Source organism: Comamonas thiooxydans, assembly GCF_002157685.2.
In the GTDB taxonomy this organism is placed as follows: Bacteria; Pseudomonadota; Gammaproteobacteria; order Burkholderiales; family Burkholderiaceae_C; genus Comamonas; species Comamonas testosteroni_H.
Genome location: NZ_AP026738.1, coordinates 2,757,360 through 2,773,364 on the forward strand (window position 1 = coordinate 2,757,360; position 16,005 = coordinate 2,773,364).

General features: G+C 60.6%; 15 protein-coding genes. 6 read left to right on the top strand and 9 right to left on the bottom strand.

What is annotated here, in order from left to right; genetic code table 11:
• The first annotated feature begins 369 nt into the window (after positions 1–369).
• The 3 genes from CTR2_RS12655 (at position 370) to CTR2_RS12665 (ending at position 4,205) form a co-directional block, all read left to right on the top strand.
• On the top strand, positions 370–1,653 hold the full coding sequence (locus CTR2_RS12655) for a cation:proton antiporter (protein WP_046462436.1): 1,284 nt from the start codon (positions 370–372) through the stop codon (positions 1,651–1,653).
• On the top strand, positions 1,643–2,803 hold the full coding sequence (locus tag CTR2_RS12660; RefSeq protein WP_087083624.1) for a YbdK family carboxylate-amine ligase: 1,161 nt from the start codon (positions 1,643–1,645) through the stop codon (positions 2,801–2,803). The genes CTR2_RS12655 and CTR2_RS12660 overlap by 11 nt, the downstream gene beginning before the upstream one ends.
• A 172-nt stretch (positions 2,804–2,975) precedes the next feature.
• Positions 2,976–4,205: a GGDEF domain-containing protein gene (locus CTR2_RS12665; protein ID WP_087084614.1), complete on the top strand. Its 1,230-nt coding sequence runs from the start codon at positions 2,976–2,978 to the stop codon at positions 4,203–4,205.
• A gap of 6 nt (positions 4,206–4,211) precedes the next feature.
• Here CTR2_RS12665 and CTR2_RS12670 read toward each other — a convergent pair whose 3' ends face one another.
• The 3 genes from CTR2_RS12670 to CTR2_RS12680 form a co-directional block, all read right to left on the bottom strand.
• Positions 4,212–4,526 (bottom strand): DUF2322 family protein, encoded by a 315-nt coding sequence (locus CTR2_RS12670; protein WP_004340880.1) that lies wholly within the window; start codon positions 4,524–4,526, stop codon positions 4,212–4,214.
• Between the two features lie 61 nt (positions 4,527–4,587).
• A complete protein-coding gene (locus CTR2_RS12675; RefSeq protein ID WP_087083622.1) occupies positions 4,588–5,340 on the bottom strand; it encodes a hypothetical protein in 753 nt (250 codons plus the stop codon).
• 88 nt (positions 5,341–5,428) lie between these two features.
• Positions 5,429–6,280, bottom strand: coding sequence for a DUF2167 domain-containing protein (locus tag CTR2_RS12680; RefSeq protein WP_087083620.1), 852 nt, complete (start codon positions 6,278–6,280; stop codon positions 5,429–5,431).
• A 200-nt stretch (positions 6,281–6,480) separates the two neighbouring features.
• On the opposite strand from CTR2_RS12680, the gene CTR2_RS12685 reads away from it, so the two are divergent.
• The 3 genes from CTR2_RS12685 to CTR2_RS12695 all read left to right on the top strand — a co-directional run bounded on the left by CTR2_RS12685 (position 6,481) and on the right by CTR2_RS12695 (position 10,712).
• Positions 6,481–7,335, top strand: coding sequence for an aldo/keto reductase (locus CTR2_RS12685; RefSeq protein ID WP_176391655.1), 855 nt, complete (start codon positions 6,481–6,483; stop codon positions 7,333–7,335).
• A 244-nt stretch (positions 7,336–7,579) separates the two neighbouring features.
• Positions 7,580–8,800 (top strand): MFS transporter, encoded by a 1,221-nt coding sequence (locus CTR2_RS12690; RefSeq protein ID WP_087084612.1) that lies wholly within the window; start codon positions 7,580–7,582, stop codon positions 8,798–8,800.
• A 166-nt stretch (positions 8,801–8,966) separates the two neighbouring features.
• Positions 8,967–10,712 (top strand): amidohydrolase, encoded by a 1,746-nt coding sequence (locus CTR2_RS12695; protein WP_087084611.1) that lies wholly within the window; start codon positions 8,967–8,969, stop codon positions 10,710–10,712.
• Positions 10,713–10,777: 65 nt separating this feature from the next.
• Here the strand turns inward: CTR2_RS12695 and CTR2_RS12700 are convergent, their stop codons facing one another.
• The 6 genes from CTR2_RS12700 to CTR2_RS12725 all read right to left on the bottom strand — a co-directional run bounded on the left by CTR2_RS12700 (position 10,778) and on the right by CTR2_RS12725 (position 15,920).
• Complete coding sequence (locus tag CTR2_RS12700; protein ID WP_254913365.1) at positions 10,778–11,848, bottom strand: FUSC family protein; 1,071 nt, start codon at positions 11,846–11,848, stop codon at positions 10,778–10,780.
• Positions 11,849–11,963: 115 nt separating this feature from the next.
• Complete coding sequence (locus tag CTR2_RS12705; protein ID WP_087083616.1) at positions 11,964–13,376, bottom strand: APC family permease; 1,413 nt, start codon at positions 13,374–13,376, stop codon at positions 11,964–11,966.
• Positions 13,377–13,664: 288 nt separating this feature from the next.
• Positions 13,665–14,153 carry an EVE domain-containing protein gene (locus CTR2_RS12710; RefSeq protein ID WP_087083614.1) on the bottom strand — a complete coding sequence of 163 codons (489 nt, stop codon included), beginning with the start codon at positions 14,151–14,153 and terminating at the stop codon, positions 13,665–13,667.
• A 30-nt stretch (positions 14,154–14,183) separates the two neighbouring features.
• Entirely contained in the window at positions 14,184–14,789 is a 606-nt protein-coding gene (locus tag CTR2_RS12715) for a hypothetical protein (RefSeq protein WP_087083612.1), read from the bottom strand.
• Positions 14,790–14,855: 66 nt separating this feature from the next.
• Positions 14,856–15,107 (bottom strand): GlsB/YeaQ/YmgE family stress response membrane protein, encoded by a 252-nt coding sequence (locus CTR2_RS12720; protein WP_003079200.1) that lies wholly within the window; start codon positions 15,105–15,107, stop codon positions 14,856–14,858.
• Between the two features lie 186 nt (positions 15,108–15,293).
• A complete protein-coding gene (locus CTR2_RS12725) occupies positions 15,294–15,920 on the bottom strand; it encodes a C40 family peptidase (protein ID WP_034349623.1) in 627 nt (208 codons plus the stop codon).
• Positions 15,921–16,005: the final 85 nt, after the last annotated feature.

Below are 16,005 nucleotides of genomic sequence, written 5' to 3' on the forward strand. Positions count from 1 at the left end.
GGTCAACGCAGAGTTGAGCCCGGCGTTTTTCATGATCCGGAGGTTTGCAAAACTGCACCAAGCAATGCATTCGGTCACAGAAATGTCGGAAGGCTGACACCCTGTAACGCCATTGGATGCAGGGGCTCTATGATGTTTGTAGCGCTCCGAGATAGTTTCTGTCGTTATCTGAACAGGAACTGGGGCGTGCGTGGCGGCCGCCTTGATCCTGTGGGTGAAGAGTTGGTTGCGCAATAGCAGGTGTTGCATTCCGGAGCATGGCCGGGATTTCACGCGGCGCTGACCGCATCTCTTTCGCAACGCTGCCTGCACCAACCCTGGTGACGCGACTTGTTGCACTGTCCGGGTCTTGATACAGGAGGGCGCTATATGCCGTTCGGCAATCTGGAGGCGGGCATCTGGCCTGCCGGCTTTCCACCGCTGCTGAGCTGGTGCGTGCTGGTTTCGGCCGCCGCCTTGCTTGGTCATCTGGTTCATCGCTTTACCGGCTATCCACGCATGCTGGGCTACACCATGGTCGGCCTGGTGGCCGGCTGGGTGGGGTTTGGTGACCTGCCCTGGCCTTTGCAGGGCAGTTCGGCGCTGCTGCTGGAGCTGGCCGTGGGCGCGAGCCTGTTGCTGGCTGCATCCCAAGTTTCCCTTCCCTGGCTGCTGCGTCAGCCCTGGCTGCTGCTGCAAAGCCTGGGCGAGTCGTTGTTGACTCTGGTGGTGGTGACCACCGCCTTGCTGGCGCTCGGCTGGGGCTGGGCCGTGGCGCTGGCCGTCGGCGTGATATCCATGGCGGCATCGCCGGCCGTACTGCTGCGCATTGCCGATGATTTGCGTGCCAGCGGTGCAGTGACGGATCGCAGTCTGCTGCTGGCAACCATCAGCACCTTGCTGGCGCTGCTGGGGGCGCTGGTGTTGACGGTAGTATTTGTTCCTGCCGCAGCTGCGGCGGGCGGCGGCCTGCAGTTCTCGGCTGCGGGACTGGGGCGTTTGCTGCTCAGCCTGCTGCTGACCCTGTTCTGGGCCTTGCTGGTCACGGCCGCTTTCTGGCCGGTGCTGCGTTGGCAGTCATCGCGCAGCGACAGCACGGCCTTCTATCTGCTCGCGGCCATGACTGCGGTCTGTCTGCTCGCCGAGCAATGGGGTGGTTCGGCTGCGCTGGGCTTTATGGTGGCCGGGCTGATGCTGCGCAATCTCAGTCCCATGCCCTTGATCTGGCCGCAGGCCTTTCAGGCGGCCAATGCCATGCTCAATCTGCTGATGTTTGTACTGGTTGCCAGTATGGCAGCCCAGGTCGGCATGTCGTTCGCTCTTGTTTCGGTAGTGGCTAGCGCTGTACTGGCACGGGCAGTTGGCAAATTTTCTGCGGTTTTGCTATTGGGACACGGTACGGCCATAGGATGGCGCAGGCAGTGGCCCGTGGCCTGCGGACAGTTTGCGCTCTCGGGTGTGGCCCTGCTTATGGTCTCTGCTCTGGTGTCGCAGTGGACTGCTTTCAATGCCAGCGTGGCCCAGCAGCTCGCGGCCATTGCCTTGCCCATGATTGCCTTGTGTGAGGTACTGGGTGTGCTGCTGGCTGCAACGGCGCTGTGGCGCAGTGGCGATGCCCATCGCGGCGTGGGCCGCGCAGCCTTGCAAAGAGGGGAGAGACGCCATGACGCATGAAGTCGAACACATTCAACCGGTAGCGGCAGAGGCCGGTGGTCTGGGCGAATTCGCGCCATCTCAGGCGCTGACGCTGGGCGTGGAGCTGGAGCTGCAGCTGCTCAACACCCATCACTACGACATGACGCCTTATGCGCCCGATATGCTGGCGCTGCTCAAGAACGCCAAGGTCCCGGGCTCCATCGTTCCGGAGGTGACGGCCAGCATGATCGAAATCTCGACCGGAATCTGTCGCGATGCACAGGACGCGTATGAGCAATTGGCTGTCACGCGCGATGCCCTGGTCAAGGCGGCTGACCGGCTCAATATCGCGCTGGCCGGTGGCGGTACGCACCCGTTTCAGCAATGGCATCAGCAGCGTATTTACGACAAGCCGCGCTTCAAGGAGCTGACGGCGCTGTACGGCTATCTGACCAAGCAGTTCACCATCTTCGGCCAGCATGTACATGTGGGCTGTCCCAGTGCCGATGATGCGCTGATGATGCTGCACCGGCTCTCGCGCTATATCCCGCATTTCATTGCACTGTCCGCATCCAGCCCCTTTGTGCAGGGGCAGGACACGGCGTTTGACTCCGCGCGCCTGAACTCGGTGTTCGCATTTCCACTCTCGGGGCGTGCGCCATTTGCCTTGCACTGGGAAGACTTCGAGCGCTACTTTGTCAAGATGGCTGCCACGGGCGTGATTCACAGCATGAAGGACTTTTACTGGGATATCCGTCCCAAGCCCGAGTTCGGTACCGTGGAGGTTCGTGTCTTCGATACGCCGCTGTCCATCCATCGCGCGGCGCAACTGGCGGCCTATGTTCAGGCACTGGGCGCCTGGTTCCTCAGTGAACAGCCCTTCGAGCCCAGCGAAGACGACTATCTGGTCTATACCTATAACCGCTTCCAGGCCTGCCGCTTTGGCCTGGACGGCACCTATGTGGACCCTGCCACCAGCGAGCAACTGCCGCTGCGCGAGCATATTGAGCAGACGCTGGGGCGTATCACCAGCCATGCGCCGGCATCCGGCAAGAGCGCTTTGCAGGAGCTGGCCCGGGTGCTGCAGGGCGGCAACGATGCGAGCTGGCTGCGCGAGAGCTATGCCCGGGTGCAGCAGTTGCCGGAGGTGGTGCGCCAGGCTTCGCTCAGATTCGCCGGCAGACCCTGACTGGCGTTGACATTATCGGCTCGGCGCAAGGCATTAAAGTTGCCAACACTTGAGAGTGGGTGGGAAGGCTTGAGTAAAGCCTGGACCAGACCTGCTTTGTTGATCCGCAGGTCCAGCTGTTCTCATCGCCTGAGCCAAGCGGCGCCTAGCTTTATCGGATATGAGCGATTTCATGGTTGCGACCGTCATCCTTGGCATGCTCTGCGTGCATCTGTTGTGTTTTGGCGTTCTGTTCATGTTGATCAGCCGCAGGCTGCCCGGCAGAAAAATGGGCATGGAGGTCTTTGCGCTGGGCAATCTGCTGCTTGGTTGTGCCTATATATTGCAGTTGCTGGGCGGCAAGCCTGGCTGGAGTGTGATGAGCCTCGTCAATCACACGCTGACGCTTTGTGCGCCGGTAGTGTATGTGCTGGGTGCGATGCGGTTTTTCAATCGGCCGACGCCGGTATGGCGTCCGTTGCTGATTTTGGCGCTAGCCTACAGTGCGGCTCAGGTGCTGGTGCAGTCTACGCTTGGTCTGGAGGCGCGTCAGGCCATGTTGGCTGCAGCATGCACTTTGCTGTTTCTCTGCATGACGATCACTTTGCTTTGGGGAACGCGCAGCTTTGCCAGGGATATGGCCGTGGAAATGGTGGTGTTTGCCATCCTGATCGCCGGCATATGTGTTCTCAATGCCATGAAGCTCATGCTGATTCTGCAGGGTGGATTGCAGGCCTTGGACATGAACAGCCGTTTCCAGATGGTGTTCTATATCTATATGTCCTTCCTTGGCACGGTGATTCCGCCAGGCGCTGTCTGGCTGGCGTTGCGCCGTCTCACCGACGAGCTGGGCAGCATGGCCGCGCAGGATCCGCTGACCAAGCTGCTCAATCGTCGTGGTTTGCTGGATGGGCTGGATGCGCATTTTGCAGTCAGGAAAGCCGCTCCGGTCCACCTCTTGATCGTGGACATTGACCATTTCAAGCGCATCAACGACAACTATGGGCACCAGTTTGGCGACAACGTGCTGTGTCGTGTGGCAGAAGCGATTCAGCAAAGCACGCGCAGGAGTGATCTGAAATGTCGTCTGGGCGGCGAGGAGTTTCTGGTTCTTTGCCCTGGCCTGAAGGGGGATGAGGTTTTGCAACTGGCCGAAAGAATACGTGCGGCGATTGCAGAAATCGCGATACCTGGCATCAGCCTGCACGGCTCTGTCACTTGCACGGCGACGATTGGTGTTTCCAATCCGTTCATCACTGCTCAAGCATTTGACATCACGCTGCAGCAGGCCGATGCGGCTCTTTATCGAGGCAAGAGCGCCGGGCGCAACCGCGTTCAGCGTGCGGACCCCGAATACCTTCTGCCTCGGGCGCCAGAAAGCAAGGCAAGAAGATCAAGCCTTTCCAACCGGGAAAGGGCCTGAAGACGCTCAGGCTGCAATCACCGTTACGGCATAACCCTTGCCGCTTGCAATCACCTCCAGCAGTCGATCGATATTGGGGTGAGCGCCGGGGCGTGCCTTGGCGTCTTCGGTGTGCTCTGCAAACAGCTGCAGACCTTCTTCGGCGGCGGCGACATTGATGCTGCCATGTTTTGCATAGAGCGCGTTGTAGACCGTGACAGAGCCGGCCTTGCCAGGCGCATTCGGAATGCTTGCGGCAAGCTTGCCGTCGGAGTCGATCAGCTGTAGCTCGGCGACATGGGCGATGGAGGGAAGTTGCTTGAGGTTGTCGGCAAAGGCCATGGTGTGCTCGCGATGGTCGCTGTGATGGAAGCCGCTATTGTGAGGCAGTCTGATGGCCTGTTCAGCTGTGGGCGCTGTTTTGCTCCAGCACCCGCAGCGCCTGCTGCATCTGCGCAAGCGTTGGCGCATATTCGGGCAACTCGGCAATTTCATCCATTTCGCGCTGCATCAGTTGCTGAACTTGTGCTGCAAGGTCCTGCCACTGCGCGGCGCTCATGAGGGCCTGCGCCGCCTGCAGCAAATCGGCTTTAGTCTCGTAGCACAGCGAAAGCTTGCGCACCACATTGAGGGCAAATGGCGGGCACAGCAGAATCTGAAACGCCGTGGAGCGTGCGAAGGCCCGATTGCTGTGGCCCTGCTTGCCATGGCGCAGGGCCAGCCAGCTGAGGCAGGCCGTGCTCAGATAGATCAGCGCGAGTGCGATCAGCTGCAGCAGTTCGGAATGCAGCACCAGCAAGGCGGCGGGAAGAGCGAGAAACAGCAGCGCAGCCAGAAAATACAGCGGCAGCGCAAAGGCCTTGAAGCTGCGGGCATGTGCCTCCACTGCCTTTGAAAATGCCGCGTCACCGGGCAGATGAATCCGCGTGGCGCTCCAGCGCTGCCGGTAGACGGGCTGGTGCAGTGCAAAAACAGGCAGCCATAGCAGGCGGTTCTGACGCAGCTCGAAGCCCCGGCTGGCCAACTGTGCCCGCCATCCCGAGCGTAGCGGGCGCAGCAAACCCTCTTCCGGCTTGAGCAGCAAGGCCGCGTCATAAAGATAGAATAGGACAATGGCCAGAACTACCTGCAGCTGCGTGGAGATCGTGAAGTACAAGACGGCTTTCGAGACAAGACAAACCCCGCGATCTTAGCGATGCGCGGGGCAGGGTTACAGGGGGTGAAGCCGTGACCGACCGACTGTTTTATTCTGCGGCTTTCTTGCGGCCAAACAATTTGCCTATGCCTGCGAACAGCGCGACCGCTGCGGCTGCAATGATCTTCCAGCCTGCAGCCAGAAAGCCTGCAATCGCACCCCACAGGCCTTTCTTTGTGGCCACTGCGGCAGCGCCGCCGAGCACCAATGCACCCAGGCCGATGGCGGCGACCTTGTCACCGTTCTTGAACTCGGCATAGGTCTGGCCGCTGTTGTAGTCGAAGCCGGCGAGTACCTTCTTGAATTCATCGGTGTTCTGGGCCAGTGTGGCCGTGTCGGAGACCAGGGTAGCAGTCATCACGCCGCTGCGACCCAGAATGCGCGAGGTGTAGTTGACATTCTTCTCGCCCGACTCGCCGCGCAGACGCAGACCCCATTCCAGTCGCTTGGTGGCTGTATCGTAATGTGGGGGAACCTGCCAGCCATCGGTGTACAGCGCTTCAAGACCCAGCTTCTTGCGTTGCTCGTTGCCGGCCTTGTCGCCTGACTGCATGGATTTGAGCAGGTCGTCGGCATCGATCTTTTCGTCGTCCTTCACGTAACCAGTGTCGTCATACGAGAACACGGCAAACCAGTCCAGCGATTTGGGGGCTATCAGAAAGTGATCGCTGCTGGGGGGGTTGCCAAATGCCTGCAACAGCTTGGAGGTGTCGGCCTCGCCGAGAAAGGCATAGCCCGATGGAATCTTGACGCTGGCCTTGTCGGCGATTTCTCCCTTGCCGCTTTCTTGCCAATGCAGGGCCTTGATTTCAGGAGGTAACTCCTGAGTGGCTTCTGTCTTGGCCCAGATGCCCAGAGAAATTGACAGGCCGAGAACGGCGGCCGCGATGGACTTGAACATTCAATGAACTCCCGTGTTATGAATATATTGAGGAAAGCTATTGGGAATAGCGAACTTGATTTCGCATACGCATTCGAATCATCTGTCGTTGATTCGCAGGTGAAGCATAACGCGGCTCAAACTGAGCTGACAAAAGTAGCAGGATCGATGGCGCAAAGCGTCAGTAATATTGGACAAAAAGCATGTTTTAAGGATTTTTCATGGAGATCGATCATATGCACAGTGCCATATCTTTCTTGCAGGGGCATGCCAATCTGGGCATGGGCAGCTGGCACCTTGGCCAGGGGCGTCGTGGCTGGGACGAGGAGAAAGCGGCCTTGCTCACCGGATTGCAACTCGGTCTGAGCGTGATCGACACCGCCGAGATGTATGGCGACGGCCTTTCCGAGGAACTGATTGGCGATGTGCTGCGCGACCTGCCGCCAAGCCGGCCCCGGCCTTTTCTGGTCAGCAAGGTGCTACCCATGCATGCCAGCCACAAGGGAGTGATGCGCGCGTTCGAGGCCAGTGCCCATAAGCTGGGAGTGGACTGTATCGACCTCTATCTGCTGCACTGGCGCGGCAATACGCCGCTGGCCGAGACGGTAGCTACGTTCGAGGACCTGAAGACGCAGGGCAAGATTCGCCATTGGGGCGTTTCCAACTTCGACACCGACGATATGCAGGAGCTGTGGCAAGTCCCGGGCGGACGCAACTGCGTGGTCAATCAGGTGCTCTACAACGTTTTCAGCCGTGGTATCGAATATGACTTGCTGCCCTGGTGTTTGAAGAACGGCGTGACCGTGATGGCGTATTGCCCGCTAGGACATGGTGAGCTGATCGAGCAAAGCTTGCTGGCCGAAATCGGTGCTCGCCATGGTGTCAGTGCCAGCGTGGTGGCTCTGGCCTGGGCGCTGCGCAGCGGCCATGTGCTGCCAATTCCCGAGAGCGGCTCGGCAGACCATATCCGAGACAACGTTTGCGCACTGAAACTCAGGCTCAGTGCGGAGGAGTTGGCACTGATCGACGCGGCCTCGCCCCCGCCGCGCTCCAAGCAGCCGCTGGACATTCTCTGAGCAAGGAGGGTGTTAGACGAGGTGGCGCTGCTGGCGCCTGCGCCACCACGGTCGCCAGCACCCTGACGTTCTCCGGATTTGCAGAGCGTTCCGGCTCCATCATGCTCGGCCGTGTTCTTACATGACCCGGGCTAGGCGCTGCCTGCGTTGACAGTGCTTGCGAGCCAGCTTGTCGATCGGCCTCATGTTTTGTCATATGCTAGATAGTTGACATATCACCTAGCTGAGAAAAAGAGACAACGTGGTGGAGCCTGTGACTAATCGGGGTCTGAACCCCTCATGGATCATCGTCGCTGCGGGCGTCAGTGCCTCGCTGCATGTGGGCAAGCTGCCGCCCGCCGTGCCCTTGCTGCAGCAGCAGCTGGGCGTGTCCCTGGTGCAGGCCGGATTTCTGCTCTCCACCGTTCAGGTGGCCGGCATGGTGCTGGGCCTGGTGGTCGGACTGGGCGCCGACAAATGGGGTCTGCGTCGCAGCTTGCTGATGGGACTGTTGCTGATGGCGCTGTCCAGCATGGTGGGTGCTGCGGCCACGGGCTTTGCCTGGTTGCTGGCGCTGCGCGCTATGGAAGGTCTGGGATTCTTGCTGGTCGCCATGCCTGCTCCAGGGCTGATTCGTCGCAGCGTCAAGCCGTCGGAACTGGGGGCGCGAATGGGCTGGTGGGGCTCTTATATGCCCATTGGCAGCGCCATGGGCTTGCTGCTTGGGCCTTGGGTGCTGCAGGCGACCAGTTGGCAGACCTGGTGGCTTGCGCTGGGTTGTACCTCCGCCTTGGCTGCCTATGCGGTATGGCGCATGGTGCCTGCGGATGCTGCTGCAACAGCAGCGGTGGCAGCCACTGCCGATGAAGGATGGCGTCCGCGTCTGGCGCTCACATTGCGCAGCCCCGGTCCCTGGCTGGTGTCGCTGGGCTTTATGGTGTATTCGGGTCAGTGGATGGGCATTGTCGGCTTTCTGCCCACGCTTTATTCGGAAGCAGGACTCAGTGCCAAGCTGGCAGGCCTGCTGACGGCCGTGGTCGCCGCCAGCAATATGCTGGGCAATGTGGCCGCTGGCAGGTTGTTGCACCGCGGCTGGAGTCCTGGGCGCTGCCTGCAGACTGGCTATGTGCTGATGGGGTTGATGGCGCTGCTGGCCTATGTGCAGATCGGAGGCGAACCTTTGGCGCCGCTGTGGCTACGCTTTGTGGCCGTGGCACTGTTCTCTGCGACGGGAGGCCTGATACCGGCGACCTTGTTCACAACGGCCATGCATCTGGCGCCCAGCCAGGCCACGGTGTCAACCACCGTGGGTTTCATGCAGCAATGGTCTTGCGTGGGGCAGTTTGCGGGTCCGCCGCTGGTGGCGGCCGTGGCCATGCAGATGGGCGGCTGGCAGTTCACATGGATGGTGACGGGCAGCATGTGCGTGCTGGGCTGGTTGCTGGCGCTGGGAGTGGGCCGTTGCTGGAGCAGCCTCAGAGCCTGAGATTTGGGAGTGATGCTCTGTATTTGTGAGCGTGCAGTTCTTGGTGGGTAAGTGCTGTAGCTCGATTGGGTGCGTTGTTTTGAGCTGGCGCAGAGGGATCGAGTTCCAGTTCGAGCATTATCAGAGTCTGAACTGCGGTTAGGCTGCAGTCTTGTGGAGGTTCATGATGCAAAAGCGCCAGTTTCTCGCCACCGCAGCTTCGCTGACGGCATTGTCATCAACGCCCTGGCTCGCGGGCTGTGCTTGGCGTCGTACCAAGACGGTGGTCAAGCCTGCCGAGCTGATCTATTACGGTGGCCCGATTCTCACCATGAATGACGCACAGCCTCAGGTGGAGGCCGTGGCCGTTAGTGGCGGGGTGATTACCGCCATCGGCTCGCTGCCGGAGCTGGAGGCCTTGCGCGGTCCCGCTACGCGCATGGTGGACTTGCAGGGGCGCACGCTGATTCCGGGCTTTGTGGATCCGCACAGCCATATCGGCGGCGTGGGGCTGCAGGCCATTTCTGCCAATCTGCTGCCACCGCCTGATGGCGGCAATGCCTCTATCGCCGACTTGCAGCAGACGCTGCGCGAGTACATCCAGACCTCGCCCGAGGTCAAGCAACTGGGCATCGTGCTGGGTTTTGGCTATGACGATTCCCAGCTCCAGGAGCGGCGTCATCCCACACGTGACGACCTTGATGCCGTTTCGCGTGATTTGCCGATTGCCGTGATTCATCAGTCAGGGCATTTCGGTGCACTCAATTCTGCGGCCTTGGCCCGTGCCGGCATCGGCCCCGGCACTCCCAATCCAGAGGGCGGCGTGATCCGCCGCCGTGCGGGCAGCCCGGTGCCCAACGGGGTGCTGGAGGAGAACGCCTTCTTCCACAGCCTGGGCCGGATCATGCCCAAACTCACCCTTGAGCAATCCATGGACTGGCTGGAAAAAGCCCAGCAGCTTTATCTGGAGTTCGGCTACACCACGGTGCAGGACGGACGCTCCGATGCGGGAGCCATTGCCTCGGCCATGGCGGCTGCCGAGTCGCGCCGGCTGGTCATCGACGTGGTGTCCTATCCCGACATCCTGCAGCTGGGGGACGGCGCGCTGGCCAACAATCTCAGGTTCAGCCGCAGCTATACCAACCGCTTCCGCATTGGCGGCGTCAAGCTCACGCTCGACGGCTCGCCCCAGGGCAAGACAGCCTGGCTGACCGAGCCCTATCTGGTGCCGCCTGATGGTCAGCAGCCCGGTTATCGGGGCTATGGGGTGCTCAGTGATGCCAGGGCCAACGAGCAGGTGGCCAGGGCCATCCACAACGGCTGGCAGATTCTTGTGCATGGCAACGGCGATGCGGCGATCGACCAGTTCATCGCCGCTGTGCGTGCCAGCGGCCCCGTGGAGCAGGCGCGTGCCGTGCGCCCGGTGCTGATCCATGGCCAGACGCTGCGGCGCGACCAGGTGAGCCAGCTCAAGGAGCTGGGCATCTTCCCGTCGCTGTTTCCCATGCATACCTTCTACTGGGGCGACTGGCACCATGATTCGGTGCTCGGCGATCCACGCGCGCAGAACATCTCGCCGACTGGCTGGGTGCTGGGCGAGGGCATGGTGTTCACGTCTCATCACGACGCGCCTGTGGCCCTGCCGTCGTCGATGCGTGTGCTCGATGCCACGGTGAATCGCACGACGCGTTCGGGCCGTGTGCTGGGACCCGAGCATCGCGTCTCGCCCTGGGTGGCGCTCAAGGCGCAGACCATCTGGTCGGCCTACCAGCATTTCGAGGAAGACCGCAAGGGCTCCATCGAGGTCGGCAAGCTGGCCGACCTGGCCGTTCTGTCGGACAACCCGCTGACTGTGCCGCCGCATCAGCTTGCCAGCCTGCAGGTGCTGGAGACCATCAAGGAAGGGCGCAGGGTATACAAGCGTGCTCTCTGATGCTCCTTATTTGAGAGCGTTGATCGTTTTGTCGGTAAGCGATTTGGCGTATTTTGATGCGGTTTTCATGCATCACGCGAGCCTATCAAGGCGCGCAAAGCGTGCTCCAGTTGCCGGGCGTTCTCATGCACCAGCTGCCATTCGGGCTGCTGCACTGGCTCAGGTGCCGGTGGCGCAGGGCAGTCATCCATGGTCGCCAGAGGATCATCGGCCTTGAGGGCAACCACGGTGGGTTGGTTGGCCAGATCCAGACAGGCATGCGTCAGCCAGCGGCAGTAGTCCGCCATTGCCGCAGGTGGTGGCTTCCCGGTGTGGGCGGTGGCGCGATTCAGGCTTTCGGCCAGCAGCAGAGCCGTGGCATAGACGCGCACGGCATGGCGGTCATAGCGACGGGTGACAAAGGCCAGCCTCTCTGCATTGAGCCGTCCGCGCAGGGACCAGCGGCGCGAGGAATGGGCCTGGCCTACGGCGGCGCGCAGGGCAGCCAGTGATTCATGGGCCAGTGATAGCTGGCCGAGAGCGGTTTCTGCGGCATCGGCTTTTTGCTGCTGACAGGCCTTGAGAATCAGATCCAGACCGTTGGCAAGCTGCTTGAGAAAGATCGAGGCGGCCCGGCCCATATCCTTGATGGGGTTGGAGGTCAGCAACACCTGGCTGAAGACAAGTCCGACCGCTGCACCGACCGTGACATCCAGCAGACGGGCTCCGCCCGCCATGCTGGGGCCGAGCACCAGCACCAGAATCACCGAGACCCCGGCTTGAATCGGCACCACGGGCGCGGGGCCGATGATGGCGCCGAGCAGGATGGAGAGGAATGCGCCAAGACTCATGCGCAGCAACAGATGCTGCTCGGGCAACTGCCACAGCAGATCACCGATCACGATGCCCAGTGTGCAGCCTATGAGTAGACTGCGCGCCTGTTTCAGATGGCTGGGCAGTCCCGGTGCGAGGCAGATCACGGCGGTGACCACGGCGAAGGCGGGCTTGGGATGGCCCCAAAGCTGTTGGGCGATGACCCAGGCCAGCATGCTGGCCAGTGCAGCGGCAATCGCATCACGCAGGGCCAGCCTGGCCCGCGATGGAAAAGTGGTCTTGGCACGGCGCCAGGCCAGCATGAACGGGGTGCTCCAGCGCAATCTCAAACTCCTTGTTATGGCGGTCGATCAGACTCTGATCCAAGGATGTTAGAGGGCTCTATGAGATCGCCCTGTGGGAAATACGCCACGCAACCCGAAAATGCAGTCCAGCGGATCAGTCTGCCGAGTCGTCGTACTGCGGCGGGGTCTTGCGAAAGCCACTGGTGATGATGGCCAGATAGGCAAGGCCGATACTGCCCCAGATGAGGCCCGAGCTCAGCGAGCTGGGCTCCACCTCCAGCCACATGGCGCCTACGCTGATGAAGCCCAGCACCGGGGTGACAAGATAGCGCAGCAGGTCGCCCGGGCTGTGCCAGCGGCCCTGGCGCCACATATATTCGACCAGCACCGACAGATTGACAAAACTGAAAGCCGTCAGCGCGCCGAAGCTGATCAGGGCGACCACATATTCCAGGCTCAGAAAGCCAGCGGTCAGCGCCACCGCGCCCACCAGCACAATGTTGTAGGACGGCGTGAAGGACTTGGGGCTGATGTGGCCGAAGAAGCGCTGGTGGATCACGCCGTCGCGGCCCATCACATACATCAGGCGAGATACACCAGCGTGAGCCGCGATGCCCGAGGCCATGACGGTGACGATGGCAAATGACAGCACCACTGACTTGAACAGCGCGCCGCCCACCAGATGGAGGATCTCGGGCTGGGTTTCGTCCACGGCCTCGAAGTACTGACCGGGGTCGCCGGGGAAATAGAGCTGCAGAAAATACGTGGCCACGATGAAGATCAGGCCGGAAATCAGCGCCGTCAGAAAAATGGCCTTGGGCAGGGTGTTTCGGGTGTCGTGAGTTTCTTCGGCCAGTGAGCTCAGCGAGTCGAACCCCGTGAACGAAAAGCAGAGAATGGTGGCTCCCGTAATCAGCGCGCCGATTTCGGCCTGGGCGCTCCAGAAGGGCGACAGCGTCCACGGGCCCTGGCCGCCATGTTCGGCAATCGCGCCCAGGGCATTGCGGCCTGCATGCAGATCGCGCCAGACCATGCAGGTGAAGATGGCGATGATGAGCAGTTGGAAGAAGACGATCAAGCCATTGAAATGGGCGACAAAGCGAATGCCGCGCAGATTCACACAGACCATCAGCGCGGTCAGGCCGACGATCCAGACCCAGTGGTTGACCTCGGGGAACATGGATGCCAGATAGATCCTGGCCAGCAGGATATTGACCATGGGCGAGAGCAGGTAGTCCAGCAACGACGACCAGCCCACCATGAAGCCCACATTGGGGTGAATGGCCTTTTGCGCATAGGTATAGGCCGAACCCGAGGAGGGGTAGCGCCGGATCATGTGGCCGTAGCTCAGCGAGGTCAGCAGCACAGCCAGCAAGGCGACGAAGTAGGAGGAAGGCACATGCTGCAGCGAATCGCGCGAGACCATGCCGAAAGTGTCCAGCAATGTCATCGGCTGGATATAGGCCAGGCCGATGATGACCACATGCCATAGCAGCAGAGTCTTTTGCAGGCGAGCAGGGGAGGTGGTCGAGGCTGACAAGGGAGGGCGATCAGTCAGTGCAGTCATCTTCTACAAGAACAGGAGAGCCGACGCAAAATTTGCACCGGCCTGCGCGTGGCAACGCGCCGCAGAGATGATTCCCCGCGTGGTTGCCACTGTGTTGTCAATGGTTTGGGCACACCCGAAGCAGGGCGCCGTTCTTGGGTTCCGCTGCGCCTCAGGTCGGGCAACAGCGAAAAGCCGGCATTATCGGCTTTTGTTGCTCCAGAGGTTGCTTATGATGAAAATCGCATTGAGTTCAAGGCGGTATCAGCGCAGCTTGCTATGACTAGAAGAGCATGCACATGCTCAGCCTCAACTCCCTTGCCGCAGAGACTGAATGCATTGCCATTCGGCTTCGGTCACCGGGGTAATGGAGAGACGATTGCCTTTTTGCAGCACGCGCATCTGCGCCAGTTGCGGTTGCTCGCGTAGTTCCGGCATTAGCAGGGGGCGGATCTTTTTCAGCGCCTGCACATCCAGCATAAGCCAGCGCGGTTTGTCTGTCTGGGACTTTGGGTCGTAGTAGGGGTCTGCAGGGTCGAACTGGGAAGGGTCTACGCGCAGATTACCGGCAATGCGGGCAATGCCGTAAATCCCAGGTTCTGCGCAACTGGAATGCCAGTACAGCACACCGTCGCCCACCTGCATATCGTCACGCATGAAATTGCGTGCCTGGTAATTGCGCACGCCATTCCAGGCAATGGTCTGCTCGGGGGACGCCAGAGCATGGTCGATGGAGTACTCGTCGGGCTCGTTCTTCATGAGCCAGTAACGATGGGCTTGGAGGCTGCTGTCGTTCATAGGTGCATTGTCGGCGAGGAGGTTGCTGTCTCAGTCATCACGGTCGCGCTGCCAGGGGCCGCGATCCTGCTGCCAGTTGCGCACCAGATCGCTATTGCGTTGCAGCAGATTTCGGGTGTCCAGCCAGCGGCCCGGAATGTCCAACTCGGCTTCTTCCACCACGCGCATACAGTCCTGAATATGGCGCTCGCCCAGATAGCGCAGAGTCGCGTAGCCTATGGATGCAGCTGCGATTTGACCCAGCAGAGGCACATATCTGGCGGCCTGCTTGGTGCTCATGCGCAAACCCATGGCTTTGCCAAGGCGCAGCACCATGTCGCGGGTGATGAACTTGCCGATCAGCACGGAGCCGACCATGGCGATGGCTTTCTGGACTTGCTCGCGCTTTCCTGGCGTGAGCTGGTCGAGTTGCTCTGGCGTCAACCCGAACTCCTGGTTGATGCGTGGATAGAGCTGTGCGAGCAGGGCGGCATCTGCAGCCCAGTCCAGACCGGGTATGGGAATGGCACTGGCGGCAGCGCTGACGAGAGCCCGTCTTCTCAGTAGTTTGCGGGCCCGTTCAGCGGCTTGGGCAATGTCTTTGCGCTCCGCTCTGGTCGCACTAAGGTTTCTGAAGCTCGGGTCTTTTTTCCACATATTCGATAAGGAGATGACGGAAATAGAAAAAGGGGCTTGTCGGCCCCTTTTGGTCGGAATTCAGATTCAGTTGGCCTTACCGCGCACCATGCCATAAATAAACAAAAGAATCACGGCCCCAATGACAGATGCGATCCAGCCTGCGGTTTGCCCGGGCTGGTACCAGCCCATGGCCGAGCCCAGATAGGTCGCTACAAACGAGCCGACGATACCGAGAAGAATCGTCATGATCCAGCCCATGCTGTCATTGCCGGGCTTGATGGCCCGCGCAATCAAGCCGACGATAAGACCGACGATGATGGTTCCGATGATGGACATATTCTGTTCCCTGTTGGTGCTTTGACGAAAGTCACTCTACGCGGGCCCAAAGCCCGACTCTGTCGGACGATTCTGAATGTCGGCGCGAGAGGGTTGCTTTCATGAAAGTAGACGGGCGCGGCGGCTAGGACAGAAAGCAGAAATGCCTGCTTAGAGCAGGCATTTCTTGCGGGCGCTGATGGAGGGTCAGGGCTGAAGAGGACCCAGGGCGCTGTAGGCAGCAGCCGTGGTGGCCGAGGCGTCAGCACCTTCGACGCGGCGGGCACCGTCGAAGCGGCGCGCCCAGTAGGAGGTCTGCATGCTTTCCACGCGCACGCTGGCACCGGTGCGCGGTGCGTGGATGAATTTGCCGTCACCCACGTAGATGCCCACATGGCTGAATGTGCGGCGCATGGTGTTGAAGAACACCAGATCACCAGGCTTGAGGTCGCTGCGGTCAATCTGCTGAGTGGCATTGGCCTGTTCGGCAGAGACGCGAGGCAAAACCTTGCCCATGGTCTGGGAGTAGATGGCCCGCACAAAACCGCTGCAGTCGAAGCCGGTTTCTGCGTTGGTGCCGCCCAGGCGATAGGGAACGCCAAGGAAGCCCATGGCCGTCACCACCAGATCGGAGGTTTTTTCGGCCACGTTCTGACGTGCTTCGCGCACGAAATCAGTCGTCTTCTCGGCCACGGAGTGTCGAGCTTCACGCAACTGGGTGATGAGGCCGCGGTTGACCAGCAACTGGGCCATGTCGTCGTCACGCTGCTCGCTAGGCGCCGCGTGCGCTGAGGTAACGCCGACAAATAGAAGTGCAATAAGCCATCGGGACATGGGGCGTGAGGGTAACACGTTCATTTGTAGGATGGGGGCTCTATTTCCAATTTTTTCTCTTGGTTTTTGATGCAGCATAGCAAGT

Excerpts from the sequence above, each read along its gene's own strand:
- CTR2_RS12670 (WP_004340880.1), bottom strand. The coding sequence starts at position 4,526 with ATGGCCTTTGCCGACAACCTCAAGCAACTTCCCTCCATCGCCCATGTC.
- CTR2_RS12680 (WP_087083620.1), bottom strand. The coding sequence starts at position 6,280 with ATGTTCAAGTCCATCGCGGCCGCCGTTCTCGGCCTGTCAATTTCTCTG.
- CTR2_RS12685 (WP_176391655.1), top strand. The coding sequence starts at position 6,481 with ATGGAGATCGATCATATGCACAGTGCCATATCTTTCTTGCAGGGGCAT.
- CTR2_RS12725 (WP_034349623.1), bottom strand. The coding sequence starts at position 15,920 with ATGTCCCGATGGCTTATTGCACTTCTATTTGTCGGCGTTACCTCAGCG.
- CTR2_RS12655 (WP_046462436.1), top strand. The coding sequence starts at position 370 with ATGCCGTTCGGCAATCTGGAGGCGGGCATCTGGCCTGCCGGCTTTCCA.
- CTR2_RS12720 (WP_003079200.1), bottom strand. The coding sequence starts at position 15,107 with ATGTCCATCATCGGAACCATCATCGTCGGTCTTATCGTCGGCTTGATT.
- CTR2_RS12665 (WP_087084614.1), top strand. The coding sequence starts at position 2,976 with ATGGTTGCGACCGTCATCCTTGGCATGCTCTGCGTGCATCTGTTGTGT.
- CTR2_RS12695 (WP_087084611.1), top strand. The coding sequence starts at position 8,967 with ATGCAAAAGCGCCAGTTTCTCGCCACCGCAGCTTCGCTGACGGCATTG.
- CTR2_RS12660 (WP_087083624.1), top strand. The coding sequence starts at position 1,643 with ATGACGCATGAAGTCGAACACATTCAACCGGTAGCGGCAGAGGCCGGT.
- CTR2_RS12705 (WP_087083616.1), bottom strand. The coding sequence starts at position 13,376 with ATGACTGCACTGACTGATCGCCCTCCCTTGTCAGCCTCGACCACCTCC.
- CTR2_RS12715 (WP_087083612.1), bottom strand. The coding sequence starts at position 14,789 with ATGTGGAAAAAAGACCCGAGCTTCAGAAACCTTAGTGCGACCAGAGCG.
- CTR2_RS12710 (WP_087083614.1), bottom strand. The coding sequence starts at position 14,153 with ATGAACGACAGCAGCCTCCAAGCCCATCGTTACTGGCTCATGAAGAAC.